The 23,864-nt window shown below is 66.6% G+C and carries 24 protein-coding genes; 18 read left to right on the top strand and 6 right to left on the bottom strand.

Features of this window, described 5'->3' with window-relative positions; genetic code table 11:
• Positions 1-17: 17 nt before the first annotated feature.
• Positions 18-956 (bottom strand): cysteine synthase A, encoded by a 939-nt coding sequence (gene cysK / locus E3O18_RS08690; protein ID WP_134417918.1) that lies wholly within the window; start codon positions 954-956, stop codon positions 18-20.
• Between the two features lie 140 nt (positions 957-1,096).
• Between cysK and prmC the strand changes: the two genes are divergently transcribed.
• The 14 genes from prmC to E3O18_RS08620 all read left to right on the top strand — a co-directional run bounded on the left by prmC (position 1,097) and on the right by E3O18_RS08620 (position 13,407).
• Complete coding sequence (gene prmC / locus E3O18_RS08685; RefSeq protein ID WP_241978160.1) at positions 1,097-1,978, top strand: peptide chain release factor N(5)-glutamine methyltransferase; 882 nt, start codon at positions 1,097-1,099, stop codon at positions 1,976-1,978.
• Between the two features lie 40 nt (positions 1,979-2,018).
• Positions 2,019-2,822 carry an L-threonylcarbamoyladenylate synthase gene (locus E3O18_RS08680; RefSeq protein WP_134395737.1) on the top strand — a complete coding sequence of 268 codons (804 nt, stop codon included), beginning with the start codon at positions 2,019-2,021 and terminating at the stop codon, positions 2,820-2,822.
• A 2-nt stretch (positions 2,823-2,824) separates the two neighbouring features.
• The gene (locus E3O18_RS08675) at positions 2,825-4,048 is read left to right on the top strand and encodes an MraY family glycosyltransferase (protein WP_134395735.1); all 1,224 of its coding nucleotides are present in this window, start codon (positions 2,825-2,827) and stop codon (positions 4,046-4,048) included.
• Positions 4,045-4,530, top strand: coding sequence for a hypothetical protein (locus tag E3O18_RS08670; RefSeq protein ID WP_134395734.1), 486 nt, complete (start codon positions 4,045-4,047; stop codon positions 4,528-4,530). The genes E3O18_RS08675 and E3O18_RS08670 overlap by 4 nt, the downstream gene beginning before the upstream one ends.
• A 179-nt stretch (positions 4,531-4,709) precedes the next feature.
• The gene (gene atpB / locus E3O18_RS08665) at positions 4,710-5,492 is read left to right on the top strand and encodes a F0F1 ATP synthase subunit A (RefSeq protein WP_104099701.1); all 783 of its coding nucleotides are present in this window, start codon (positions 4,710-4,712) and stop codon (positions 5,490-5,492) included.
• Between the two features lie 51 nt (positions 5,493-5,543).
• Positions 5,544-5,774, top strand: a complete 231-nt coding sequence (gene atpE, locus E3O18_RS08660) for an ATP synthase F0 subunit C (RefSeq protein ID WP_174720104.1) — start codon at positions 5,544-5,546, stop codon at positions 5,772-5,774.
• An 11-nt stretch (positions 5,775-5,785) separates the two neighbouring features.
• Positions 5,786-6,328 carry a F0F1 ATP synthase subunit B gene (locus tag E3O18_RS08655; RefSeq protein WP_134395733.1) on the top strand — a complete coding sequence of 181 codons (543 nt, stop codon included), beginning with the start codon at positions 5,786-5,788 and terminating at the stop codon, positions 6,326-6,328.
• Entirely contained in the window at positions 6,328-7,125 is a 798-nt protein-coding gene (locus tag E3O18_RS08650; RefSeq protein ID WP_134395732.1) for a F0F1 ATP synthase subunit delta, read from the top strand. The genes E3O18_RS08655 and E3O18_RS08650 overlap by 1 nt, the downstream gene beginning before the upstream one ends.
• Positions 7,126-7,211: 86 nt before the next feature.
• Positions 7,212-8,849: a F0F1 ATP synthase subunit alpha gene (gene atpA, locus E3O18_RS08645; protein WP_104099721.1), complete on the top strand. Its 1,638-nt coding sequence runs from the start codon at positions 7,212-7,214 to the stop codon at positions 8,847-8,849.
• Between the two features lie 103 nt (positions 8,850-8,952).
• On the top strand, positions 8,953-9,855 hold the full coding sequence (locus tag E3O18_RS08640) for a F0F1 ATP synthase subunit gamma (RefSeq protein ID WP_134417917.1): 903 nt from the start codon (positions 8,953-8,955) through the stop codon (positions 9,853-9,855).
• An 18-nt stretch (positions 9,856-9,873) separates the two neighbouring features.
• Entirely contained in the window at positions 9,874-11,337 is a 1,464-nt protein-coding gene (atpD, locus tag E3O18_RS08635; RefSeq protein ID WP_104099706.1) for a F0F1 ATP synthase subunit beta, read from the top strand.
• 2 nt (positions 11,338-11,339) lie between these two features.
• Entirely contained in the window at positions 11,340-11,606 is a 267-nt protein-coding gene (locus E3O18_RS08630) for a F0F1 ATP synthase subunit epsilon (protein ID WP_134395731.1), read from the top strand.
• Positions 11,607-11,611: 5 nt separating this feature from the next.
• Complete coding sequence (locus E3O18_RS08625) at positions 11,612-12,382, top strand: peroxide stress protein YaaA (protein ID WP_134343227.1); 771 nt, start codon at positions 11,612-11,614, stop codon at positions 12,380-12,382.
• 44 nt (positions 12,383-12,426) lie between these two features.
• Positions 12,427-13,407 carry a malate dehydrogenase gene (locus E3O18_RS08620; RefSeq protein ID WP_134395762.1) on the top strand — a complete coding sequence of 327 codons (981 nt, stop codon included), beginning with the start codon at positions 12,427-12,429 and terminating at the stop codon, positions 13,405-13,407.
• Positions 13,408-13,891: 484 nt separating this feature from the next.
• On the opposite strand, the gene E3O18_RS08615 is transcribed toward E3O18_RS08620, so the two are convergent.
• From E3O18_RS08615 to E3O18_RS08605, 3 genes are all read right to left on the bottom strand, one after another.
• The gene (locus E3O18_RS08615; RefSeq protein ID WP_134395728.1) at positions 13,892-14,512 is read right to left on the bottom strand and encodes a DNA-3-methyladenine glycosylase I; all 621 of its coding nucleotides are present in this window, start codon (positions 14,510-14,512) and stop codon (positions 13,892-13,894) included.
• Positions 14,509-15,009, bottom strand: coding sequence for a methylated-DNA--[protein]-cysteine S-methyltransferase (locus E3O18_RS08610; RefSeq protein ID WP_104099711.1), 501 nt, complete (start codon positions 15,007-15,009; stop codon positions 14,509-14,511). The genes E3O18_RS08615 and E3O18_RS08610 overlap by 4 nt, the downstream gene beginning before the upstream one ends.
• A 96-nt stretch (positions 15,010-15,105) precedes the next feature.
• On the bottom strand, positions 15,106-16,224 hold the full coding sequence (locus E3O18_RS08605; RefSeq protein ID WP_198410908.1) for a N(5)-(carboxyethyl)ornithine synthase: 1,119 nt from the start codon (positions 16,222-16,224) through the stop codon (positions 15,106-15,108).
• Between the two features lie 83 nt (positions 16,225-16,307).
• On the opposite strand from E3O18_RS08605, the gene E3O18_RS08600 reads away from it, so the two are divergent.
• The 4 genes from E3O18_RS08600 (at position 16,308) to E3O18_RS08585 (ending at position 21,632) form a co-directional block, all read left to right on the top strand.
• Complete coding sequence (locus E3O18_RS08600) at positions 16,308-17,270, top strand: aldo/keto reductase (protein ID WP_134417915.1); 963 nt, start codon at positions 16,308-16,310, stop codon at positions 17,268-17,270.
• A 68-nt stretch (positions 17,271-17,338) separates the two neighbouring features.
• Positions 17,339-17,929: a TetR/AcrR family transcriptional regulator gene (locus E3O18_RS08595; protein ID WP_134417914.1), complete on the top strand. Its 591-nt coding sequence runs from the start codon at positions 17,339-17,341 to the stop codon at positions 17,927-17,929.
• An 8-nt stretch (positions 17,930-17,937) separates the two neighbouring features.
• Positions 17,938-19,671, top strand: coding sequence for an ABC transporter ATP-binding protein (locus E3O18_RS08590; protein WP_134417912.1), 1,734 nt, complete (start codon positions 17,938-17,940; stop codon positions 19,669-19,671).
• Positions 19,668-21,632, top strand: coding sequence for an ABC transporter ATP-binding protein (locus E3O18_RS08585; protein WP_134417911.1), 1,965 nt, complete (start codon positions 19,668-19,670; stop codon positions 21,630-21,632). The genes E3O18_RS08590 and E3O18_RS08585 overlap by 4 nt, the downstream gene beginning before the upstream one ends.
• Before the next feature lie 127 nt (positions 21,633-21,759).
• On the opposite strand, the gene E3O18_RS08580 is transcribed toward E3O18_RS08585, so the two are convergent.
• On the bottom strand, positions 21,760-22,152 hold the full coding sequence (locus E3O18_RS08580; protein ID WP_134395716.1) for a TraR/DksA C4-type zinc finger protein: 393 nt from the start codon (positions 22,150-22,152) through the stop codon (positions 21,760-21,762).
• 190 nt (positions 22,153-22,342) lie between these two features.
• On the bottom strand, positions 22,343-23,864 hold a 1,522-nt coding region (locus E3O18_RS08575), incomplete at its 5' end, for a molybdopterin-dependent oxidoreductase (RefSeq protein WP_241978156.1).

Here is a 23,864-nt window from a genome sequence, read left to right as displayed (position 1 = left end):
CTGCCCGGTTCCGCCGACTAGTCCAGCAGGTCCTCGTAGAGCACCGTGGAGAGGTACCGCTCGCCGAAACTCGGCATGATAGCCACGATGGTCTTGCCGGCGTTCTCGGGGCGCTTGGCCTGTTCGATGGCCGCCCAGACAGCCGATCCGCCGGAAATGCCGGAGAGGATGCCCTCATCCGTTGCCAGCGCGCGCGCCGTGGACACGGAGTCGGCGAGCGTGACGTCGGTGACCTCATCGTAGACGTGCGTGTCGAGAACGTTCGGTATGAAGTTGGCGCCGAGGCCCTGGATCTTGTGAGGTCCGGGCTTGCCACCGGTGAGGATGGGGGAGTCGATCGGCTCGACGCCGACGATGCGCACGGATGGCTTGCGTTCCTTGAGCAGCTGACCGGTGCCCGTGATGGTCCCTCCGGTGCCGATTCCGGCGACGAGGATGTCGACGGCTCCCGCGGTGTCGTCCCAGATCTCGACGCCGGTGGTCGCGTAGTGGATGGCCGGGTTGGCCGGGTTGTCGAACTGGCGGGCCAAAATCGCCCCGGGGGTGGCGGCGGCGATTTCCTCGGCCTTCGTGACCGCGCCGCGCATGCCGTCGGAGCCCGGCGTCAGCACGATCCGGGCGCCGTAGGCGCGCAGCAGCTGGCGGCGTTCGCGGCTCATGGTCTCCGGCATCGCCAGGATGACCGTGTACCCGCGGGCGGCGCCCACCATGGCGAGGGCGATCCCGGTGTTGCCGCTGGTGCCCTCGACGATGGTTCCGCCCGGAGCCAGCTCGCCCGAGGCCTCGGCCGCATCGACGATCGCGATCCCGATCCGGTCCTTCACACTGCCCGAGGGGTTGTAGAACTCCAGTTTCACCAGAACCGTAGCGTCGAGGCCGGCGGTGAGTCGGTTCAGCCTGACCAGAGGGGTCTTGCCGACTGCAGCAGTGATATCGGAGTAAATCTGTGCGGGCATCGGTGGTCGCCTTTCGATCGGGGTCAGGAACCTCGCCCAGCCTACGGCTCCGGCAGAGGGCGCGTGCGTGCGTTACATTTCAATACGTGACAACTCCGCACGGCCACCATTCCATTCCCATCAGCTCAATTCCTACCGACATTGTTCCCACCGACATTGCCGAATTGCGTACCCGGGCCATCGACTCCCTTTCCCAGGCGGGGATCAGCGACCCCGACGTCGACGCCGATCTCCTGATCGGTCACGTTCTCGCCCAGAGCCGCGGCCAGGTGCAGGCCGCCGCCATCCTGGGCACCGCCCTGGACGCCGCGGATGCCGCGACCATCCGTGAACTCGTTCGTCGCCGCTGCCTGCGCGAGCCGCTGCAGCACATCACCGGGCGGGCACCCTTCCGCTCCCTCGAACTGTTCGTCGGACCGGGCGTGTTCGTTCCCCGCCCTGAGACTGAGCAGGTGGCGCAGTTCGCCATCGACGCGCTCCGGGCACTGCCCGACGCGGAGCCGATCGTGGTGGACCTCGGCACCGGCAGTGGCGCGATAGCGCTTTCCCTGGCGGTCGAGGTGCCGAACGCGCGCATCTGGGCGGTCGAGAACTCGCCGGAGGCCTTCCCCTGGACCTCCCGCAACTTCGAGCAGGTAGCCGCGCCGAATGCCACGCTGGTGTTCGGCGACCTCACCGACGCGCTCACCGAACTCGACGGAACCGTGGCCGTGGTCATCTCCAACCCGCCCTACATTCCGACGGATGCGATCCCGCGCGACCCCGAGGTACGCCTCTTCGACCCGGCCCGCGCCCTGTTCGGCGGCCCCGACGGGCTCGACGTGGTGCGGCACGTCTCCCGCACGGCCCTGCGCCTCCTGCGTCCCGGCGGCCAGATCGTGATCGAGCACGGTGAGCTGCAGGGGGCGCAGATCCGTGCCCTCCTGGCCGCCGACGGCTGGCGCGTCCCGGCCACTCACCGCGACTACACCACCCGCGACCGCGCCACCACGGCCCTCGCCCCCGTTCCCGCCGATCGGTGAGGGCGGTTCCCTCTGGGCGGCTGCAGTAGAATCAGGCACAATGACTCGCATCTATGACTGCTCGGTTGACACGGAATACGCGGCCGGCATGAGGCTCGCGCGCTCGGCCATCGGCCGCGGCGCGCTCGTTGTCATCCCCACCGACACTGTCTACGGCATCGCCGCGGACGCCTTCGACCCGGAGGCGGTCCAGCGCCTCCTCGACGCCAAGGGCCGCGACCGTTCCTCGCCGCCGCCCGTGCTGATCCCCGGAATTCCCACCCTCGACGCCCTGGCCCAGAACATTCCGCAACCGGTGCGCGAGCTCGTCGCCGCGTTCTGGCCCGGTGGTCTGACGGTGGTGCTGAACGCCCAGCCGTCGCTCGCCTGGGATCTCGGTGACACCCGCGGCACGGTGGCCCTGCGGATGCCGAGCAACCCGGTTGCCCTCGACCTCCTCTCCGAGACGGGACCCTTGGCCGTGTCATCCGCCAACACCAGCGGCCGGCCCTCCGCGATCGACGCGGAAGGCGCCGAAGAGATGCTCGGCGGCAGCGTGGCCGTCTACCTCGACGGCGGAACGGCCGGACTCGGCTACGAACCCATCGGCGACCGGCCGGGGGACACCTCGTCGACCATCGTGGATGCCACCGGCTTCGACTCCAACGGCGGCAAGGTCGTCATCGTGCGGAACGGCGTGATCTCACGGGAGACCATCGAAGCCGTGATCGGAGAGGCGCTCGCGCCGATCGGGTTCGGCGCGCCTGAGGACAAGCCCGCTGCCGAAACCACCACCGAGCCGACCACCGAGCCCGGCACCGCAGTGAGGACCGAACCGGTCGATCCCGCTGCAGACGCACGCTAGCAATGACCGTCTTCGTCCTGCTCAGCCTGGTCTCGGCCCTGGTGACCCTCGGGTTCTCCGTTCTTGTACTCAAGCTCAGTCACCGCTACCGCCTCTATCCGAAGATCCGCGAGCGCGATGTGCACACGCGGCCCACGCCCCGCCTCGGCGGAATCGCGATCTTCGTCGGCATCGTCGCCGCCTTCGGTGTGGCCTACCTGGTTGCGGCCCGCTTCGCGCCGCTGCGACTCATCTTCAGTGACCCCCAGCAGATCCTCGCCATCCTGGGTGCAGCCCTGCTGATCGTGCTGCTGGGAGTGGCCGACGACCTCTGGGACCTCGACTGGATGACCAAACTGGCCGGGCAGTTCATCGCTGCCGGCCTCATCGCCTGGCAGGGCGTGCAGGTGTTGTCGCTGCCGATCGGCGGGCTGACCGTCGGGTCCTCCTGGATGTCGATCCTGATCACCGTGATCGTGATCGTGATCGTGATGAACATGATCAACTTCATCGACGGGCTCGACGGGCTCGTGGCCGGCGTCGCGCTCATCGCGAACGGCGTGTTCTTCCTCTACAGCTACCTGCTGGCCCGGGACACCTCCCCGAGCAACTACTTCAACCTCGCCTCACTGATCGCTGCCGTCCTGGTGGGTGCCTGCGTCGGCTTCCTGCCGCTCAATTGGCGGCCGGCGAAACTGTTCATGGGTGATGCGGGCGCCCTCCTGGTGGGTCTGCTGATGGCTACGTCCGCGATCGCGATCACGGGCCAGGTCGACCCGACCGCCGTAAACCGGTCGCAGCTCTTCCCGGCGTTCATCCCGATCATCCTGCCCGTCGCCATCCTGATCATTCCGCTCCTCGACTTCGGTCTGGCGGTGTTCCGGCGCGTCCGGGCCGGTAAATCACCCTTCAGCGCCGACCGCAAGCACCTGCACCACCGGCTACTGGACATGGGCCATTCGCACCTGCATGCCGTTTTGATCTTCTACGGCTGGACCGCGGCGGCATCCGTCGGTTGCCTGCTCTACTTTCTGCTCCCGGTGTATTTCGGGCTGCCCACCTGGTATGCCACAATTTTCCTGATCGTCGCGCTGCTGATCTGCACCCTCGTCACGCTGGCTCCGTTGAGTCGGCGCAAGGCCGTCGAGTCCGCCAGCCAGCTCGCCCGAACGGCCGAACACAGAGAAGAAATCGCCCGACTCGACCGCCTCGATGAGGCGTCCGCGACGGTGGAGGAAAACGTATGAACGCACCCGATCCCACCAGCTTGCCCACCACGCTCCGAGCGGTGCCATCGAACGCCAGGGGGGTCCTGACCGCAGTCCTTCGATACACAGGCTTCCTCGCGATTGCCATCGCGATCGTCGGCGGCGGACTCGGCTACCTTTTCGCGTCAACCGAAGGCCTCATCAGCGCCCTCATCGGCACCGCTCTTGCCGTGCTGTTCGCTTCGATCACTGCCGTGAGCATCATCGGGGCCATGCGGTTCGACATTGCCGCTTTTTTCGGCATCGTGATGGGGGCATGGCTGCTGAAAATCGTCGTGTTCATCGTGATACTCGCTCTGCTTCGGGATGCTTCCTTCGTGCAGACGACAGTTCTGTTCATCACCGTCATTGCCGGAGCCATCGGCACCATGATCGTCGACGTCCTGGTGGTCTTCCGCTCCCATCTGGGCTACGTGAGTGACGCCGTGCTCCCAAAAAAATCCGACCACCCCAGGTCCTGACCGGAACAGGGGCGGTCGATTAGTCGCCGTGAGCGAAAGTTGATAGAGTCAAAAAACTGTCACCGGCCGCAGTGTGATCCACTGTGCCACAGACCACACTTGACCATTGTCGCCGTTGTGCATCCGCACAGAAACAGGAGATAGCGCTGTTGTATTACGCTGCGAACTTACTGGTTCCCATGGCTACCGGCGATGAGTTTCAGGCTCCGGGCATCAGTGAGTTCCTTGGTCTCCCCGCGTTGTTCTTTGAGGGAACGCCCTTCGAGATCAACCGGATCATCCTGGTCCGCATCCTCGCCGTAGCCGTGATGCTCCTGCTCTTCTGGCTCGCCCTGCGCAAACCATCCCGGGTCCCTGGCCGCGGTCAGAGCATCGCCGAGCTTGTACTGGGTTTTGTCCAGGTGCAGATCGCCGATCAGATCCTCGGCAAGGAGATGGGTCGCCGTTACCTGCCCCTGTTAGCCGGCATGTTCTTCGGCATCCTTGCGATGAACGTCACGGGCGTAATCCCGGCCCTGAACATCTCGGGCACGGCACTCATCGGCATGCCCCTGCTGCTCGGTCTCGTCGCCTACGTCGTGTTCATCTACGCGGGTATCAAGCAGCTCGGCGCCGCCAAGTTCTTCAAGAACTCGCTCTTCCCGGCCGGTGTGCCGTGGCCGATCTACATCTTGCTCGCCCCGATCGAGTTCATCAATATCTTTATCGTGCGGCCGATCTCGCTCGCTTTGCGACTCCTGCTCAACATGATGGTCGGACACCTCCTGCTCGTGCTGTGCTTTGGGGCGACGAGCTTCTTCATCTTCACTGCAGGTGGCTGGTTGGGGCTCTTCGGAATCGGGACGCTGGCGTTCGGGTTCATCTTCACTTTCGTCGAGTTCGCCGTGTTCATCCTCCAGGCGTACATTTTTACCCTCTTGACCGCGGTGTACGTCCAACAGGCCGTGGCTGAAGAGCACTGACACACACAACTGCGTCGACCGACGTCGTTTTCGATTGAAAGGACACACATAGTGGAATCCACCATTCTTGCCGAGATCACCGGCAATATCGCCACCGTAGGCTACGGTCTTGCCGCGATCGGCCCGGGTATCGGCATCGGTATCGTCGCCGGAAAGACCGTTGAAGCCATGGCTCGCCAGCCCGAACTCGCAGGCCGTCTCCAGGTCACCATGTTCCTCGGCATCGCGTTCACGGAGCTCCTTGCATTCATCGGTGTTGCCGTCTTCTTCATCTTCGTCTAGGGATCGCCACCATGCCTGAGCTTGTTCTGGCAGCAGAAGCGGAAACGAATCCGTTCCTTCCTGCCATCTACGACATCACCTGGTCGGCTGTTGTCTTCCTGGTCGTCATGGTCTTCTTCGTGCGCTTCGCGATCCCGCGCTTCCGCCAGATCCTCGACGATCGTGCGGAGGCCATTGAGGGCAACATCGCCAAGGCAGACGATGCCCAGCGCAAGGCCGAAGCTGCTCTCGAGCAGTACACGACCCAGCTGGCCGAGGCGAGGGCCGAGGCCGGCAGGATCCGCGACGCCGCCCGCGTCGACGGACAGACGATCGTGAACGAGCTCAAGGAGCAGGCCGTCATCGCCGCCGCTCGGGTAACCGCGACGGCGAAGGCTCAGATCGTGGCCGAACGTCAGGCCGCAGTGATCTCCCTGCGCAGCGAAGTCGGCACACTGGCCATCGACCTGGCCTCCGGCGTCATCGGCGAAAGCCTGACCGACGACGAAAAGGCCAGCGGCATCGTCGACCGATTCCTGGCTGACCTCGAGGCCTCGGAGAAAGTGGTCCGGTAATGGGTAGCGCCACCAGGGAAGCCTTAGCCTCAACACGGGCGGTTCTGTCCCGTCCCGGGGGAACGCACGACCTCGCGACCGGCGTCAATTTGTTGAACTCCGGTCGTGTCATCGGCCACACGTCACAGCTTCGGTCGGCTTTGGTCGACCCGTCAGCGGATGCGGCGGCGAAGGCCACCCTCGTGAGCGCAATCTTCTCGGGCGCAATGACGCCGACCGCGCTGGAGTTGCTTCAAGCCGCCTCCGCCGCACGCTGGTCGAACCACACCGATCTTCTGGCCGGCATCGAAGACCTCGGCCTGCGGGTGATTGCGTCTTCGGCCACGGTCCCCGGGCAGGTGGCGGAGGAACTGTTCGCGTTCGGCAAGACCGTGTCGTCCAACGGCGAACTCGAACTCGCCCTCGCCTCAAAGCTCGGCACCACAGCGGCCAAGGTGAGTGTTGTTGACGCCCTCCTGGCCGGCAAGGTCTCCGAACAGACGCTCGCGATTGTTCGACACCTGGTGCAGCAGCCCCGCGGTCGCCGCATCGGGGATTTGCTGCGCTACGCCGCATCCATCGTCGCGGACCAGTCGGATAGCTCGATCGCCACGATCACGTCGGCCGCCGCGTTGGCTCCGGAGCAGGTTGATCGCCTTCGAGCCAGCCTCACGGTGCGCTATGGGCGTCGGCTCACGATCAACGAGGTTGTCGACCCCGAAATTGTCGGGGGCGTCCGCGTTCAAATCGGTGACGACGTCATCGATGGCAGCATTGCCACCCGTCTTAAAGATCTGAGAATCCAGCTCGCTGGCTGACCGCTTCAGTCAGTACCACACACCTCGGGACGGCAGCGTCTCGTGCACGACAGAACCTGTACACCCAGTACAGAAAAGGGAAGATGATGGCAGAACTAACGATCAGCCCCGATGAGATCCGTGACGCTCTCCAGGACTTCGTGAAGTCCTACGAGCCGAACAAGACCGCGACGACCGAGGTTGGCTACGTCACCACGGCCGGCGACGGCATCGCGCACGTCGAGGGCCTTCCCAGCGTGATGGCGAACGAGCTCATCACGTTCGCGGACGGCACCCTCGGCCTCGCCCAGAACCTGGACGAAGACGAGATCGGCGTCGTCGTTCTCGGCGAGTTCGCCGGAATCGTCGAGGGCATGGAGGTGCACCGCACTGGTGAGGTCCTCTCCGTACCCGTCGGCGACGGCTACCTCGGCCGCGTCGTCGACCCGCTGGGGGCGCCCATCGACGGGCTCGGCGAGATCAAGAGCGAAGGCCGCCGCGCGCTGGAGCTACAGGCACCCGGCGTGATGGACCGCAAGTCGGTTCACGAGCCCATGCAGACCGGAATCAAGGCCATCGACGCCATGATCCCGATCGGCCGTGGCCAGCGTCAGCTGATCATCGGAGACCGCCAGACCGGCAAAACCGCGATCGCGATTGACACGATCATCAACCAGAAGGCCAACTGGGCGACGGGCGACGTGAACAAGCAGGTTCGATGCATCTACGTAGCCATCGGTCAGAAGGGTTCCACGATCGCCGCCGTCAAGGGTGCGCTCGAGGATGCCGGAGTCATGGAGTTCACGACCATCGTCGCGTCCCCGGCCTCCGACCCGGCCGGCTTCAAGTACCTCGCCCCGTACACCGGCTCGGCCATCGGTCAGCACTGGATGTATGCCGGCAAGCACGTCCTCGTCATCTTCGACGACCTGTCCAAGCAGGCCGAGGCCTATCGTGCGGTGTCGCTGCTTCTGCGCCGCCCGCCGGGACGTGAGGCGTACCCCGGTGACGTGTTCTACCTGCACTCCCGTCTGCTCGAGCGTTGCGCCAAGCTGTCCGACGCCCTCGGTTCCGGATCGATGACCGGCTTGCCGATCATCGAGACCAAGGCGAACGATGTCTCTGCCTACATCCCGACCAACGTGATCTCGATCACCGACGGTCAGATCTTCCTGCAGTCCGACCTGTTCAACGCCAACCAGCGTCCCGCGGTCGACGTGGGCATCTCGGTCTCCCGAGTCGGCGGTGACGCTCAGGTCAAGTCGATCAAGAAGGTCTCCGGCACTCTGAAGCTCGAGCTGGCGCAATACCGTTCGCTCGAGGCCTTCGCGATGTTCGCCTCCGACCTCGACGCGACGAGCCGTCGCCAGCTCGGTCGTGGCGCACGCCTGACCGAGCTGCTCAAGCAGCCGCAGTACTCGCCGTACCCCGTCGAAGACCAGGTCGTCTCGATCTGGGCCGGCACGAACGGCAAGTTCGACGAGGTGCCCGTGGCCGACGTCCTGCGCTTCGAGCGTGGTCTGCTCGACCACCTGGGCCGCACCACGAGCGTACTCACGACACTGCGCGACACCAACGTTCTCGACGACGCGACCATCGCGACGCTCGAGATCGAGGTCGACAAGTTCAAGCAAGGATTCCAGACGGGCGAGGGCAAGCCGCTCGCCTCGGTGGGCAAGGAAGTCTTCGAGGCGATTCCCGCTGACAAGGTCAACCAGGAAAAGATCGTCAAGCACCGCCGCTAAGTGACATCGGCCGCGCTCCCGACTCGTTCGAGCCGCGGGGCGCGGCCGGCATCACTCGATCGCCCGCACCAATTCAGCACTGACAAGGAAGCACAGGAGACACATGGGAGCGCAACTTCGGGTCTACCGGCAGAAGATCAAGTCTGCCCAGACGACTAAGAAGATCACTCGGGCCATGGAGTTGATCTCTGCCTCGCGCATTCAAAAGGCCAAGGCTCGCGTCGCCGCGTCAACCCCGTTCGCTCGTGCCGTCACGCAGGCGGTGTCCGCGGTAGCGACGTACTCGAATGTCGCCCACGTGCTCACGACCGAACCGGAGAAGATCGAGCGCGCTGCGGTCGTCATCTTCGCCTCCGACCGTGGTCTCGCGGGGGCGTTCAGCTCGCAGGTGCTGCGTGAGGCCGAATCGCTCAGCGAGCTGCTGCGCAGCCAGGGTAAGGACATCGTCTACTTCCTGGTGGGTCGCAAGGCCGCGTCGTACTTCAATTTCCGCCGCCGCGTCTCCGAGCGCATTTGGACCGGTTCCACCGATCAGCCGCAGTACGAGACCGCATGCGATATCAGCGACGCGCTGCTCGAGGCCTTCCTCCGCGAAGCGGACGACGGTGGCGTCGACGAGATCCACGTCGTCTACAACCGGTTCGTCAGCATGGTCACCCAGCTTCCTCAGGTTGTCCGGCTGCTTCCCCTCGAGGTCGTGGAGGGCGTTGAGGAGCCTGGTGACAACCAGGTCCTGCCACTCTATGAGTTCGAACCGGACGTTGAAACGGTGCTGGACTCGCTCCTGCCCGTCTACATCGAGAGCCGTATCTTCAACTCCATGCTGCAGTCCGCCGCAGCCGAGCACGCCGCACGTCAGAAGGCCATGTCATCGGCCTCCGACAACGCGGACAAGCTAATCAAGGACTACACCCGGCTGTCCAACAACGCCCGGCAGACCGAGATCACGTCGCAGATTTCCGAGATCGTGGGTGGAGCCGACGCGCTCTCATCCGCCAAGCACTAAACCAGAGAAGAGAGAGCTATGACTGACACCGCAACCGCGCCAGTCCATGCACCGGTCGAGACCGTGGCCGTGGGCCGGATCGCCCGGGTCACGGGCCCGGTCGTCGACATCGAGTTCCCGCACGACTCGATTCCGGGCATGTACAACGCATTGAAGACCACCATCGTCATCGGTGATGTGTCGACCGTGATCACGCTCGAGGTTGCCCAGCACTTGGGCGACGACCTCATTCGCGCCATCGCGTTGAACCCGACCGACGGTCTGGTTCGTGGCCAGGAGGTCCGGGACACCGGCTCGCCCATCACGGTTCCCGTCGGGGACGTTACCAAGGGGCGCGTGTTCAACGCCATTGGCGAGGTGCTCAATGCGGAGCCCGGCGAGAAGATCGAAATCACTGAGCGCTGGCCCATCCACCGCAAGCCACCGCCCTTCGACCAGCTGGAATCCAAGACGCAGCTGTTCGAGACCGGCATCAAGGTCATTGACCTGCTCACCCCGTACGTTTTGGGTGGAAAGATTGGCCTGTTCGGTGGTGCCGGCGTCGGCAAGACCGTTTTGATCCAGGAAATGATCCAGCGTGTCGCGCAGGACCACGGTGGAGTGTCCGTGTTCGCCGGTGTCGGTGAGCGCACCCGTGAGGGCAACGATCTCATCCACGAGATGGAAGAGGCGGGCGTCTTCGACAAGACCGCCCTCGTGTTCGGCCAGATGGATGAGCCGCCGGGGACGCGTCTGCGCGTCGCCCTCTCCGCGCTCACCATGGCCGAGTACTTCCGCGATGTTGCCAAGCAGGACGTGTTGCTCTTCATCGACAACATCTTCCGGTTCACTCAGGCTGGCTCTGAGGTGTCGACCCTTTTGGGCCGTATGCCCAGCGCTGTGGGCTACCAGCCGACCCTGGCCGACGAGATGGGCATCCTGCAGGAGCGCATCACGTCGACCCGTGGCCACTCGATCACGTCGCTCCAGGCCATCTACGTGCCTGCTGACGACTACACCGACCCGGCCCCGGCGACCACGTTCGCCCACCTCGACGCCACCACCGAGCTGTCGCGTGAGATCGCTTCGAAGGGCCTCTACCCGGCCGTCGACCCGCTCACCTCGAGCAGCCGTATCCTCGACCCCCGCTACCTGGGTGCCGATCACTACAACACGGCCGTTCGCGTCAAGGCGATTCTGCAGAAGAATAAGGAACTGCAGGAGATCATCGCGATCCTCGGTGTCGACGAGCTTTCCGAGGAGGACAAGGTCACCGTCTCCCGCGCACGCCGCATCCAGCAGTTCCTGTCGCAGAACACCTACATGGCCAAAAAGTTCACGGGTGTCGAGGGGTCCACGGTATCGCTTAAGGACACCATCGAATCCTTTACGGCGATTGCCAATGGTGACTTCGACCACGTGGCCGAGCAGGCTTTCTTCAACGTCGGAGGCATCGCCGACGTCGAAGAGAAGTGGGCGAAAATCCAGAAGGAGAACGACTAGTCATGGCCGATTCTTCGCTCAAGGTCAGCGTCGTCGGGGCGGACCACGAGGTGTGGTCCGGCGAGGCGAGCATGGTTGTCGCCCGCACCGTCGAAGGCCAGATCGGAATCCTCCCCGGGCACGAGCCCATGCTGGCCATCCTGGCCAGCGGTGAGGTGCGCGTGACCCTGAGCGGCGGCGAGAAAATCATCGCCGAGGCGGCGGACGGCTTCCTGTCGGTCGCCAACAATGTGGTCACGATCGTCGCTCGCAAGGCAGAACTCGTTTAGTCAGTGTGCTGATCCTTCTGCCGCCGTCCGAGACGAAACGTCACGGGGGCATCGAATTACCGCTTGACCTGCAGAGCCTCACGTACCCGTCGCTTGGACCCAAGCGGCGGGTACTTGTGCGTGCGCTGCAGTCGCTTGCGAAGCATCCGGATGCGATGATGTCGGCCCTAAGACTGGGTCGCACGCAGTCCGCGGAGGTGGAGCGCAATCGCGTGCTGTCCTCCGCCGCCACAATGCCGGCCATCGACCGGTACACCGGCGTCGTCTATGACGCCCTCGACGCCGCCAGCCTGTCCCCGTTGGAACGCGACTGGGCAGGCCGGAACGTCCTCGTGCATTCCGCCCTGTTCGGGCCGGTCGGCGCTCTCGATCTCCTCCCGGCCTACCGGCTGTCCTGCGATTCCAGGCTGCCGGAGCTGCCGCTGAAGAAGCACTGGGCGGGCGCTGTGGGTTGCGTTCTGGCGGGGTCAGCGGGGCTCCTGCTGGATCTCCGCTCGAACGGGTACGTGGCGCTCGGCCCCGCGCCGGTGCGGCCCGACGCGGTGTTTCTGCGCGTGGTCACGGAGACGGCGGACGGCCAGACGCGAGCCGTGAACCACTTCAACAAGACGGCCAAGGGGAACTTCACCCGGGCTCTGATCCGGCACGGTCGGTCCTTCGACACCGCCGTAGAGCTGCTCGACTGGGCACCGGGGGCAGGCTTCGATTTGCGCCCGGGAGCGGTCCGGGAGCTGAATCTGGTCGTCGCCGCCGAGGTTGCCGCAACCCGAGGCTGACGCGGGCACATTCCGGCCCTAGGCTGGCTTTCGTGTCCACACCAATGAATGTCACCGTCACCGGCGCCGGCGGACAGATCGGCTATTCGCTGCTCTTCCGGATCGCGTCCGGAGACCTCCTCGGCCCGACCGTTCCCGTCAACCTGACCCTGATGGAGATCCCCTCGGGGCGCGCAGCAGCCGAGGGCACCGCCCTCGAACTGCAGGACTGCGCGTTCCCTCTCCTGCGCTCCGTGACGGTCACCGAAGACCCCGTGCGCGCCTTCGACGGCGTCAACATCGCCCTCCTGGTCGGATCCCGCCCTAGAGCCGTCGGCATGGAGCGCGTCGCGCTGCTCGAAAGCAACGGCCGCATCTTCGGTCCGGTGGGGGCCGCCCTCAACGCGGGCGCGGCATCCGACGTGCGCGTGCTGGTCGTGGGCAACCCCGTCAACACCAACGCCCTGGTGACCAGTGCCTTCGCCCCCGACATCCCCGCCGACCGGTTCACCGCCATGACGCGACTGGACCACAACCGCGGCATCGCTCAGCTAGCAAGCCGGCTGCAGGTGCACGTCGCCGAACTCGACGGTCTCACCATCTGGGGCAATCATTCCGCCAGTCAGTACCCGGATGTCTTCCACGCCACCGCCGGGGGACGTCCGGTCTCCGAGCTGGTGGCGCAGGACTGGCTCGTCGACGATTTCATCCCCCGAGTGGCGAACCGAGGCTACGAAATCATCCAGGCCCGCGGTGCATCGTCCGCGGCCTCCGCGGCCAGCGCAGCCATCGACCACGTTTACGACTGGGTCAACGGGACCGGTGAGCGGTGGACCTCGGCGGGCGTCAGCTCCGACGGCTCCTACGGCGTGCCGGAGGGGCTCGTGTGCTCCTTCCCGGTTCGGGCTGTCGACGGCCGCTGGCAGATCGTGCCGGACCTGGCGATCAACGCGTTCTCGCGGGCGAGGATCGACGCGTCCGTCGCTGAGCTGATCGAGGAGCGCGAGGCCGTACGCGCATTCGGCCTGTTGCCGTCCCTCCGATAGACGCGCGAGTCCCGAAGGCTGGGGGCGATGAGGATTCGCGGATTGGGGGCTCCGAAGCGGTCGTTTTCGATGACCACGTCGGAGAGACGTGACCGCGAGTCGGAGGGGGATGAACGTGCGCTCCGACCGCCGTATGTCTGAGTCCGAGGCCTCGCGGCGACTCCGTCCCGAACGAATTCGACGGAGATTCCGCCCGAATATCCCCTAAATCCCAGAAATGTGCTCATTTTCGGCAGAATCTCCGTCGAATTGGTTCGACACCGGACACGGCGCTCCGCCCGTGATGAACGGCGTCCACACGGTGCAGTCAGGGCTGTAGTGCGGGCGCGCCAGAACCAATCGTTCAGGACTTACTCGCCTCGAGGAGCACCTCACGCACAACAGCCCGCGGTCGGGCAGCCCGTGGCAGTCAGGGCGGCGGTTGGCAGCGTGGCGGCTGGCAGGGCGGCGGTCGGCATAGCGTCAGCCGTCGGCGTTGGGGTGGTCAGGCGTCGTTCGACCGATGGCATCCGCTCAGGTGGTCGTCGACGAGGCCGGCCGACTGCATCAGGGCGTACATGGTGGTGGGGCCGACGAACGTGTAGCCCCGGGTGCGCAACTCCCGGCTCAGTGCCATCGATTGCGGTGTGGTCGCCGGGACCTCGCCGCGCTCCCGCAGCCGGTGGCGACGGGGTTCGGGCGCGAAGCTCCAGATCAGCTCGGTCAGGCTCTCGCCGAGGTCACGGGTGACCTGGGCGTTCCGGATGGCGGCCTCGATCTTGCCGCGGTGCCGGATGATGCTCGCATCCCCGAGGAGCCGGGCGACGTCGACGTTGTCCATCACGGCCACGCGGTCGACGTCGAAGTCGTAAAAGGAGGCCCGGAAGGCCGGCCGACGTCGCAGGATGGTGATCCAGGACAGGCCGGCCTGGAACCCCTCGAGACACAGCTTCTCGAACAGCAGCCTCTCGTCCCGGAGCGGTCGCCCCCACTCTTCGTCGTGGTAGCGCTGGTATTCTGGGTCGCCGCCGACCCAGCCGCAGCGGGCGAGCCCGTCGTCACCGAGCTTCAGTGAGGCGGATGTCGTGGCCTCGGCTGGCAGCGCGCCGGTCGCCGGGGTGCTCATGAGCGGTGCTCGATGCCCTCGTGGTCGAGGAGCCAGACCTTGGTGGGCACTCCGCTGCCGCCGCTGTAGCCGGTGATGCGACGGTCGGCGGCGAGCACCCGGTGGCAGCCGATCAGGATCGGAACGGGGTTCGCCCCGACGGCGCCGCCCACGGCCCGGCCGGACCCCGGCTTGCCCAGCGATCGTCCCAGCTCGCCGTACGAGGTCGCCTCGCCGAAACCGAGCTCGGACAGTCGCTGCCAGACGCCCTGCTGGAACGCAGTGCCCCCGCTCGGCGCCACGGGCAGGTCGAAAACCGTGCGGGTGCCCCCGAAATACTCCGCCAATTGGCGCGCGGCCCGGTCGAGCAGGGGCGACGGGGCTTCCGGGGTCTCGTCGAGGGGCAGCTGTCCGTCGCGTTCGATGGAGAGAGAGAGGATGCGCTCGGCGTCACTCGTGAGTTCCAGCCGCCCAATGGGGCTGGGCAGCCGGATCAGGAAGGTTCCGATGGTCGTCATGCCTCGACTGTAGTCGGCGGCGCCCTGCGCACAGCGCGGGTTTCGGACCTGGCGTGGGAACAACGCCGGGCCGGGCTGGGGAGGAACCGGCCGGCTTCAGGCGAGCCGAGTGTGGGGATACTCGGGGGAGCGGTGCTGGAATGCCAGGATGTTGGGATTCCGGATGATCCCCTCGTGGATCTCGATGGCCCGCCGAAGGGTCTCGTTGGCGGTCCAGGCGACCTCGCCGGCAAGGACCTCGCGCAGGTACGGCAACAACGCCTCGCTGATCTCCCAGGTGGCGGAGCTCCAGAGGTACGACGGGCTGTGGTCGACCGCGTAGTAGGTGACGTTGGTGCCGACCCGGAAGGTCGGTTCGTCGAACGTCGTCGATTTCGCCCAACTGAAACCCATGCCGGTGTCACAGGACACGTCGATGATCAGCGACCCCGGGGCCACCATCGGGAGGTCGTCGTCGCTCAGGAAGATGAGCGGGGCGTTTGGGTCCTGCAGCACGCAGTTCACGATGATGTCGTGGCCGGCGAGAAACTCGGGTAGCGGCACCCGTTCGTTTCCCGGCAGGGCGAAGTTCCCGTTCGTGCCGTCGCCGTGGTCGAGCTGCACGATCTGGGCGGAGTGGATCGGGGAGCTGACCGCGGTCACGTCGCGATTGGTCAGCACCGTGACGTCGTAGACACCGAGGGCGTTGAGCGCCGTCACGGCGCCCCGGGCGGTGGCCCCGAAACCGATCACCGCGGCACGCAGCTTGCGGCCGTAGTCGCCCGTCGAACCGATCAGGAACAGGGCGTGCAGCACAGAGCAGTACCCCGCGAGCTCGTTGTTCTTGTGCAGCACGTGCAGGTGGAACTCGCCGCCTCCGGTCCAGTGGTTCATCGCCTCGAACGCGATCAGGGTCAGCCGCTTGTCGATGGCAAGCTGGGTGAGTTCCTCATCCTGCACGCAGTGCGGCCAGCCCCAGAGCACCTGTCCATCGCGCAGCGCCGCGACATCCGCCAGCAGAGGCTTGGCGAGCAGGATGACGTCGCACTCCCGGATGAGGTCCGCGCGCGAGCGCAGCCCTCCCACGAGCGGGACCAGCTGCTCGTCCGACACGCCGAACTGCTCGCCGTAGCCGAGTTCGAGGAACATCTGCTCCCGGAGGTCCGGATCGATCCGTTCGACATGTGACGGATGAATGGGCAAGCGCCGTTCATTCGGCTTACCGGAACGGGACATGACTCCGAGTGTGAAACGACTCACTGGTACCCCTTCGTGGTTGAGTCCTGTCTAGCACAGGCCGGCGAGCCTAATGTGGAGGGATGGAGCAGATGGAGTACCGCAGACTGGGCAATTCGGGGCTCATGGTGTCCACGATCGGGTTGGGCTGCAACAATTTCGGACGCGCCGGAACCGCGACGGAGAGCCAGGCCGGAACCACCGCCGTCGTCAACGCGGCCGTCGACGCCGGGATCACCCTGTTGGACACGGCCGACATCTACGGCGCGGAACGCGGCCTCAGCGAGACGCTGATGGGTTACGCGCTGCGGGGCAAGCGCGACCAGATCGTGCTCGCCTCGAAGTTCGGCATGGACATGAACGGTCGGAACGGACCCGACTGGGGCGCCCGCGGCTCACGTCGCTACATCCGACTGGCCGTCGAGGCGTCCCTCCGGCGCCTGCAGACCGACTGGATCGACCTGTACCAACTGCACCAGCCTGACCCGAACACCCCGATCGAGGAGACCCTGCAGACCCTCGACGACCTGATCCGCGAGGGTAAGGTGCGCTATATCGGCCACTCCAACCTGGCCGGCTGGCAGATCGCCGAGGCGGAGTTCACCGCCCGGCTGACGGGGCATCCGCGGTTCGTTTCGGCGCAAAACGAGTACAGCCTGCTGGTGCGTGACGCCGAAGACGACGTGCTGCCGGCCGTCAATGCGTACGGGCTCGGCTTCCTACCCTTCTTCCCCCTCTACAACGGGCTCTTCACTGGCAAGTTCTCCCGTGCGGGCGGCCCCGCCGACAGCCGCATCATGATGGTCCGGCCGCACCTGACCCGGAACGCGCCCTGGGACGTTATCGAAAGGTACGAAGCGTTCTGCGACCAGCGCGGCGTGACCATGCTCGCCGCCACCTTCGCCTGGCTGTTGGCCCAGCCGGGGCTCACCAGCGTCATTGCCGGAGCGACCCGCCCGGAACAGATCCTGCAGAACGCCACCGAGGGCAGCGCGTGGAGGCCGTCGCCCGAGGATGTGGCCTGGATCTCGGACCTCTTCGCCTGAACCGTCCTCCTGGAACCCGAACCCCCATCCACCTTGTGAGTGAGTGCTCACTCAGATAGATTGGGGGGATGTCCGTCAAACCTGCGCGCGCGAAAGCCCTATCCGTCGAGGACCGGCAGTCGATGATCCTCGACGCGGTCACACCGCTGCTGATCGAGCACGGTCAGACCGTCACCACTCGGCAGATCGCCCAGTGTGCCGGGATCGCCGAGGGCACCATCTTCCGAGCCTTCGACAGCAAGGACAACCTGCTCCGGGCGGCCATGGACCGTCAGCTCGACCCCGAGCCGTTCCGTCTCGAACTTGCCGCGCTCGACCGTGAGCTCCCGCTCGAGGAACGGGTGCGTGCCATGGTCTCCCTGCTACGCCGCCGCTTCGCGCAGGTCTTCGCGCTGATGACGGCGGTGGGCTCGATGGGCAGACCCCACACCCACGACGTCGCGCACGAGTTCACCGTGCTGCTCGCCGACGTGCTCGCGCCTGACCTCCTGCGCCTCACGGTTGCCCCGGAGCGGGCAGGGCAGGTCATCCGGATGATCGCGCTTGCGGCATCCGTGCCCCACATCACGGCCGGCCCCGACTTCGACGACGATGAGCTCACCGCCCTCATCCTCTACGGCATCATCGGCTCCCCGACGCCGACGAACGCCCCCCGCTAGGAGATCCGATGCTCCGAAAACTGCTCGTGACATACCTGCGGCCGTACCGGCGGCTGCTGGCGGCCGTCGTCGTGTTCCAGCTGGCCCAGGCGATCGCCTCGCTCTATCTGCCCACCCTCAACGCCGACATCATCGATGAGGGCGTCGCCACGGGAGACACCGAGTACATCCTGCGCATCGGTGGCCTGATGCTGCTGATCACCCTGTTCCAGATCGTGTGCGCGATCGTCGCCGTCTACTTCGGCGCGAAGGCCGCCATGGGGCTCGGACGCGACCTGCGCGGCGCTGTCTTCTCCCGGGTCGGCGAGTTCTCCGAGCAGGAGGTCACCCGGTTCGGCGCCCCGTCGCTGATCACCCGGTCGACCAACGACGTGCAGCAGGTGCAGATGCTCGTGCTGATGACCGCCACCATGATGGTCACCGCACCGATCCTGTCCATCGGCGGCGTGATCATGGCCATCCGGCAGGACGTGCAGCTGTCTTGGCTGATCGCCGTGAGCGTGCCCGTGCTGTTGATCGCGGTCGGGCTGATCATCGCGCGGATGGTGCCGTTGTTCCGCCTGATGCAGACCCGCATCGACACGGTGAACCGGGTACTGCGGGAACAGCTCACGGGCATCCGCGTCATCCGGGCGTTCGTGCGCGAAGACGTCGAGTCCGTGCGGTTCGGCAAGGCGAACACGGATGTCACCGACACCGCCCTTCAGGCCGGCCGCCTGATGGCCCTGATGTTCCCGGTCGTCATGCTCGTCCTGAACGTCTCCAGCGTGGCCGTGATCTGGTTCGGGGCGTTCCGGATCGAGGACGGGTCCATGCAGGTCGGCACCCTGGTTGCCTTCCTCAGCTACCTGATGCAGATCCTGATGGCCGTGATGATGGCCACGTTCATGGCCGTGATGATCCCGCGGGCGACCGTGTCGGCCGACCGGATCGGCGAGGTGCTCGAGACCGAGTCCAGCGTGCGCCCGCCGCGCCACCCCGTCGTCGACAGTGTCGGCCGCGGCGAGGTGGAACTCGTGGACGTGGGCTTCGCCTACCCCGGCGCCGAGCAGCCGGTGCTCTCCGGCGTGAGCTTTACCGTGCATCAGGGGCAGACCACCGCGATCATCGGCAGCACGGGTTCGGGCAAGACCACCCTGGTCAACCTGCTGCCGCGCCTCTTCGACGCCACCAACGGCAGCGTGCGGGTCGACGGGGTGGACGTGCGCGAGCTCCACCCCGACCTGCTCTGGGGCAGCATCGGGCTGGTGCCGCAGAAGCCGTATCTGTTCTCCGGCACCGTGCGCAGCAACCTGCTCTACGGCAAGCCCGACGCCACTGAGGCGGAACTCTGGGAGGCACTGACCATCGCGCAGGCCCGCGACTTCGTGGCGGAGATGCCGGACGGACTCGATGCCCCGATCGCGCAGGGCGGCACGAATGTGTCTGGCGGGCAGCGGCAGCGCCTGGCCATTGCCCGGGCCCTGGTCAAACGGCCCGAACTCTACATCTTCGACGACTCGTTCTCCTCGCTCGACCTGGCTACGGATGCTCGGCTGCGCCAGGCACTGGCCGTCGGCACGGGCGGCGCCACCATGGTGATCGTCGCCCAGCGGGTGTCGACCATCGTCGGCGCCGATCAGATCCTGGTGATCGAAGGCGGCCGCATCGTCGGCCGCGGCACCCACGACGAGCTGCTCGAATCGAACGAGACGTACCAGGAAATCGTGTCGTCCCAGTTGGCGGCGGAGGAAGCAGTATGAGCCAGACATCCGGGGCCTCGGCCCGCCCGCCCGCGCGGGGCCCCGGCCACGGTCCGTTCGGCGGTATGAACGCCCCCGCCGAGAAGGCCATGAGCTTCGGCCCGTCGGCGAAACGGCTGCTCGGCACGCTGCGCCCCGAGCGTCTGTGGCTCGGTCTGGTCCTGGTTCTCGCCGTCGCGAGTGTCACGTTCTCCGTGCTCGGACCCCGTCTGCTCGGCGAGGGCACGAACCTGATCTTCTCCGGCGTCATCTCCCAGGACCTGCCTGCCGGGGTGAGCCAGGCCCAGGTGATCGACCAGCTGCGCGCCTCCGGCGACACCGGCAGGGCCGACCTGCTCAGCGGGATGACGCTGACGCCCGGCCAGGGCATCGACTTCGCGATGCTCTCCACCGTGCTGCTCTGGGCGATGGCGCTCTACCTGCTGTCCTCCGTGTTCGCCTACGTGCAGGCCTATGTGCTCAACGGCGTCGTGCAGCGTACCGTGTTCCGGCTCCGCAGCGAGATCGAGGCGAAGATCAACCGCCTCCCGCTGCGCTACTTCGACACGGTGCAGCGAGGCGAGCTGCTCAGCCGTGTCACCAACGACGTGGACAACGTTTCACAGAGCCTGCAGCAGTCGCTGAGCCAGGCCGTCACCTCACTGCTCACCGTGGTGGGCGTCATCGTGATGATGTTCCTGCTCTCGCCTCTCCTGGCCCTGATCGCCCTGGTCACGGTGCCGCTGACCCTGGTCACGACCGTCCTGATCGCCCAGCGCTCGCAGAAGTTGTTCGTCGCCCAGTGGACCCACACCGGCGAGCTGAACGGCCAGATCGAGGAGACCTTCACCGGCCACGCCCTGGTCACGGTGTTCGGTCGCCGGAAGGAGGTCGAGCAACGCTTCCGAGCCAAGAACGACGAGCTCTACGAGACCAGCTTCGGCGCCCAGTTCGTCAGCGGCCTGATCATGCCGGCGATGACATTCATCGGCAACCTCGTCTACGTCGGGATCGCCGTCGTCGGCGGCCTCCAGGTGGCATCCGGGGCCATGCAGCTCGGCGATGTGCAGGCGTTCATCCAGTATTCCCGCCAATTCACTCAGCCGCTGGCCCAACTCGGGTCGATGGCGAACCTGCTGCAGTCCGGCGTCGCCTCCGCCGAGCGGGTCTTCGCCCTGCTCGACGCCGATGAGCAGAGCCCCGACCCGGAGCGCGCCGAGGCCCCCACGGCCGCCCACGGCCGACTGGTCTTCGAGAACGCCTCGTTCCGCTACACGGAGGACAAGCCGCTGATCGAAAACCTCAGCCTGGTGGCCGAGCCCGGTCAGACCGTGGCCATCGTGGGCCCCACCGGGGCAGGAAAGACCACGCTGGTGAACCTGATGATGCGCTTCTACGAGCTCGACGCCGGCCGGATCACGCTCGATGGCGTGGACGTGCGCCGAATGACCCGCGATGACCTGCGTGGACGCATGGGCATGGTGCTGCAGGACACCTGGCTGTTCGGCGGCACGATCCGCGACAACATCGCCTACGGGCATCCGGATGCCACGGAGAAGGAGATCCTGGACGCGGCGCGCGCGACCTACGTGGACCGGTTCGTGCGCACGCTGCCCGACGGCTACAACACCGTGCTCGACGACGAGGGCAGCAACGTCAGCGCCGGCGAGAAGCAGCTGCTCACCATCGCCCGCGCGTTCCTCGCCAAGCCCAGCGTGCTGATCCTGGACGAGGCGACCAGCTCGGTCGACACGCGCACCGAGGTGCTCGTGCAGAAAGCGATGAGCGCCCTCCGCGCCGAGCGCACCAGCTTCGTGATCGCGCACCGGCTCTCCACGATTCGGGACGCCGACCTGATCCTGGTGATGGAGGCCGGCCGGATCGTCGAGCAGGGCACGCACGAGGAACTGCTGGCAACGACTGGCGCGTACCACGCCCTCTACACCGCCCAGTTCGCGGCGGCGGTCGCCGACGAGGTCTAGGGGCCGTCTCCGAGACCGACCCGCAGGTGCTCCGTCCGGAACGAATTCGACGGAGATTTTGCCCAAAGCGGCCCCAGAATGACCAAAAACCGCTCTGGAGACCAGAATCTCCGTCGAATCGGTTCGGTCAGGCCCGGCGGTGCGCCTCCAACTCGCGCGCGCAGTCGATGCACAGCTCCGCGGACGGCCGGGCCTCGAGTCGTTCCCGGCCGATCGGTTCGCCCCGGCGGGTGCAGAACCCGTAGCTGCCGTCCGCGATGCGCGCCAAGGCCTGGTCGATCGCCGCGGACTGCGCCGCCAGGTCGCTGTGCACACCCGAGATGCGCGACCACTCCATGGTCAGGGTGGGTCCTTCGGGGTCGTGCTCGTCGTCGGCGGTGCCGGCGTTTCTGGCCTCGAGCACACCGTCGAGGGTGGTGCCGATCCGGCCGAGCGCGATGTCGAGGTCGTGGCGCTGATGGCGGAGCAGCTTCTCGAAGTGCCGCCGGTCGGCGGGGGTCAGTTTCGTCTGGGTGGGCATGGGCGTCTACTCCGCTGCCGGGGGGCGACGTGAGCCGCCGGCGCGCGCTGTCGAGCCGTCATTCCGGTGCATGATTCCCGTCCTCTCAAGCTGGGCACGGCAATGCGCCGGCACGCTGCGTGGTTTTCGCTGTTGAGGATACGCCCGCGCCGGCCGGCTGTCGCGGGGCGGTGAGGGGTGAGGGGTCGCTTCAGGCGACCGTGACCGGGATATCGTGCAGGCCGGTGGCCCCATCGGGGATCACGTCCCGGTGCACGGAGGTTTGCACCAGACCCGCGGCATCCGTCGCCCGAACCCGCAGGGTGTGGCGCCCGGCCGATGCCGGCCAGACCCAGCTCCACTGCCGCCAAGTGTCGGCCGAGATCGCGTCGGCCAGGGTCGCGTCGTTCCAGGCTCCGTCGTCAACTTGCACCTGCACACCGCGGATGCCCACGTACTGCGACCAGGCCACGCCCGCCACGATCACCGGTCCGGCAGCGACGTCGGCGTTCCGGCTCGGCACATCGATCCGGGAGGAGAGCTTGACCGGTCCTCGGTCGGTCCAGCCGCGCGTCGTCCAATAGGCGGTCTCCCGGTCGAAACGGGTCACGTTCAACTCGATCACCCACTTCGTGGCCGACACGTAACCGTAGAGCCCAGGCACGACCATGCGCACCGGGTAGCCGTGCTCGAGGGGAAGCGGCTCCCCGTTCATCCCCACCGCGAGGATCGCGTTGCGGTCGTCGGTGAGCACCTCCAGTGGGGTGCCCGCGGTCCAGCCGTCCTCGCTGCGGGAGAGCACCATGTCGGCCCCGGCCAGAGGCCGGGCGCGCGCCAGCAACAGCCGGATCGGGTAGCCCAGCCAGGTCGCGTTGCCGATCAGGTCGCCGCCGACGGCGTTGGAGACGCAGGCGAGAGTGGTCGTGCTCTCCTCGAGGGGCAGGGCGAGGAGCTCGGCGAAGTCGATCTCGATCTCCCTCTCGACCATCCCGGTGACCGTCAGCGTCCAGGTTCCCGGGTCGATCCGGGGCACCTGAAGGGCGGTGTCGATGCGGTAGAAGTCGGCGTTCGGGGTGATCAGCGGAGTGAGGCCGGGGATCTCCAGCGCGGCACCGGCCGGGATCGGGGCACCGGGTACGGCCGCGGCCGGCAGCGTGAAGCGCGCGCGCGCGGCATCCGTCGCCCGGATACCGGCCGAGATCAGCTGCCCGCCGGCCGCGGCGAGCACGCCCAGGCCGGCGCTGGCCCCGGCCCAGGCCAGGAACCGACGGCGGTCCGGGGCGGATGCCTCGGCGCCTGCGGGCGTGCGGCGCAGCTGGGCGACCATCACCGTGAGGAGCACGGCCGAAACGACCATCGCCAGCACTGCGGGTATCGCGTCGAAGGCGGCGGTATTCTCCCGGGACAGCACCGCGAAGACGGCCAGCGCGCCGGCCAGGGCCACGAGGACCCGCCCGATCGGCGGCCGCCGGAACTCCAGCACCCCGGCGGCCGCGGCCAGCACCACGGCACCGAGCGCGACGCAGAACACCAGGACGACCTTGTCGGCCGTGCCGAACAGGGCGATGACGAGTTCCTTCAACCAGGCCGGGGCACGGTCGATGACGAGCGCGCCGACGGCGAAGATCGGGCTGCCCACCGGGGCGAGCAGGGCGGCCGTCAGCTCGGCCGCGCCGAGGCCGGCCAGTGCGGCGGCCACGCCGGCCGTCGCGGGCCGCCCGAGCCGTGCCGAG

Source organism: Cryobacterium sp. TMT2-42-4 (genome assembly GCF_004402645.1).
Taxonomy (GTDB): Bacteria; Actinomycetota; Actinomycetes; order Actinomycetales; family Microbacteriaceae; genus Cryobacterium; species Cryobacterium sandaracinum.
The sequence above is the reverse complement of the archived record's forward strand: the minus strand, read 5'-3'. Positions and strand labels throughout refer to the sequence as shown.

Coding starts and splice junctions, on each gene's coding strand:
- cysK (WP_134417918.1), bottom strand. CDS start 956: ATGCCCGCACAGATTTACTCCGATATCACTGCTGCAGTCGGCAAGACC.
- E3O18_RS08680 (WP_134395737.1), top strand. CDS start 2,019: ATGACTCGCATCTATGACTGCTCGGTTGACACGGAATACGCGGCCGGC.
- E3O18_RS08675 (WP_134395735.1), top strand. CDS start 2,825: ATGACCGTCTTCGTCCTGCTCAGCCTGGTCTCGGCCCTGGTGACCCTC.
- E3O18_RS08670 (WP_134395734.1), top strand. CDS start 4,045: ATGAACGCACCCGATCCCACCAGCTTGCCCACCACGCTCCGAGCGGTG.
- atpB (WP_104099701.1), top strand. CDS start 4,710: ATGGCTACCGGCGATGAGTTTCAGGCTCCGGGCATCAGTGAGTTCCTT.
- E3O18_RS08655 (WP_134395733.1), top strand. CDS start 5,786: ATGCCTGAGCTTGTTCTGGCAGCAGAAGCGGAAACGAATCCGTTCCTT.
- E3O18_RS08650 (WP_134395732.1), top strand. CDS start 6,328: ATGGGTAGCGCCACCAGGGAAGCCTTAGCCTCAACACGGGCGGTTCTG.
- atpA (WP_104099721.1), top strand. CDS start 7,212: ATGGCAGAACTAACGATCAGCCCCGATGAGATCCGTGACGCTCTCCAG.
- E3O18_RS08640 (WP_134417917.1), top strand. CDS start 8,953: ATGGGAGCGCAACTTCGGGTCTACCGGCAGAAGATCAAGTCTGCCCAG.
- atpD (WP_104099706.1), top strand. CDS start 9,874: ATGACTGACACCGCAACCGCGCCAGTCCATGCACCGGTCGAGACCGTG.
- E3O18_RS08630 (WP_134395731.1), top strand. CDS start 11,340: ATGGCCGATTCTTCGCTCAAGGTCAGCGTCGTCGGGGCGGACCACGAG.
- E3O18_RS08620 (WP_134395762.1), top strand. CDS start 12,427: ATGAATGTCACCGTCACCGGCGCCGGCGGACAGATCGGCTATTCGCTG.
- E3O18_RS08615 (WP_134395728.1), bottom strand. CDS start 14,512: ATGAGCACCCCGGCGACCGGCGCGCTGCCAGCCGAGGCCACGACATCC.
- E3O18_RS08610 (WP_104099711.1), bottom strand. CDS start 15,009: ATGACGACCATCGGAACCTTCCTGATCCGGCTGCCCAGCCCCATTGGG.
- E3O18_RS08605 (WP_198410908.1), bottom strand. CDS start 16,224: ATGTCCCGTTCCGGTAAGCCGAATGAACGGCGCTTGCCCATTCATCCG.
- E3O18_RS08600 (WP_134417915.1), top strand. CDS start 16,308: ATGGAGCAGATGGAGTACCGCAGACTGGGCAATTCGGGGCTCATGGTG.
- E3O18_RS08595 (WP_134417914.1), top strand. CDS start 17,339: ATGTCCGTCAAACCTGCGCGCGCGAAAGCCCTATCCGTCGAGGACCGG.
- E3O18_RS08590 (WP_134417912.1), top strand. CDS start 17,938: ATGCTCCGAAAACTGCTCGTGACATACCTGCGGCCGTACCGGCGGCTG.
- E3O18_RS08585 (WP_134417911.1), top strand. CDS start 19,668: ATGAGCCAGACATCCGGGGCCTCGGCCCGCCCGCCCGCGCGGGGCCCC.
- E3O18_RS08580 (WP_134395716.1), bottom strand. CDS start 22,152: ATGCCCACCCAGACGAAACTGACCCCCGCCGACCGGCGGCACTTCGAG.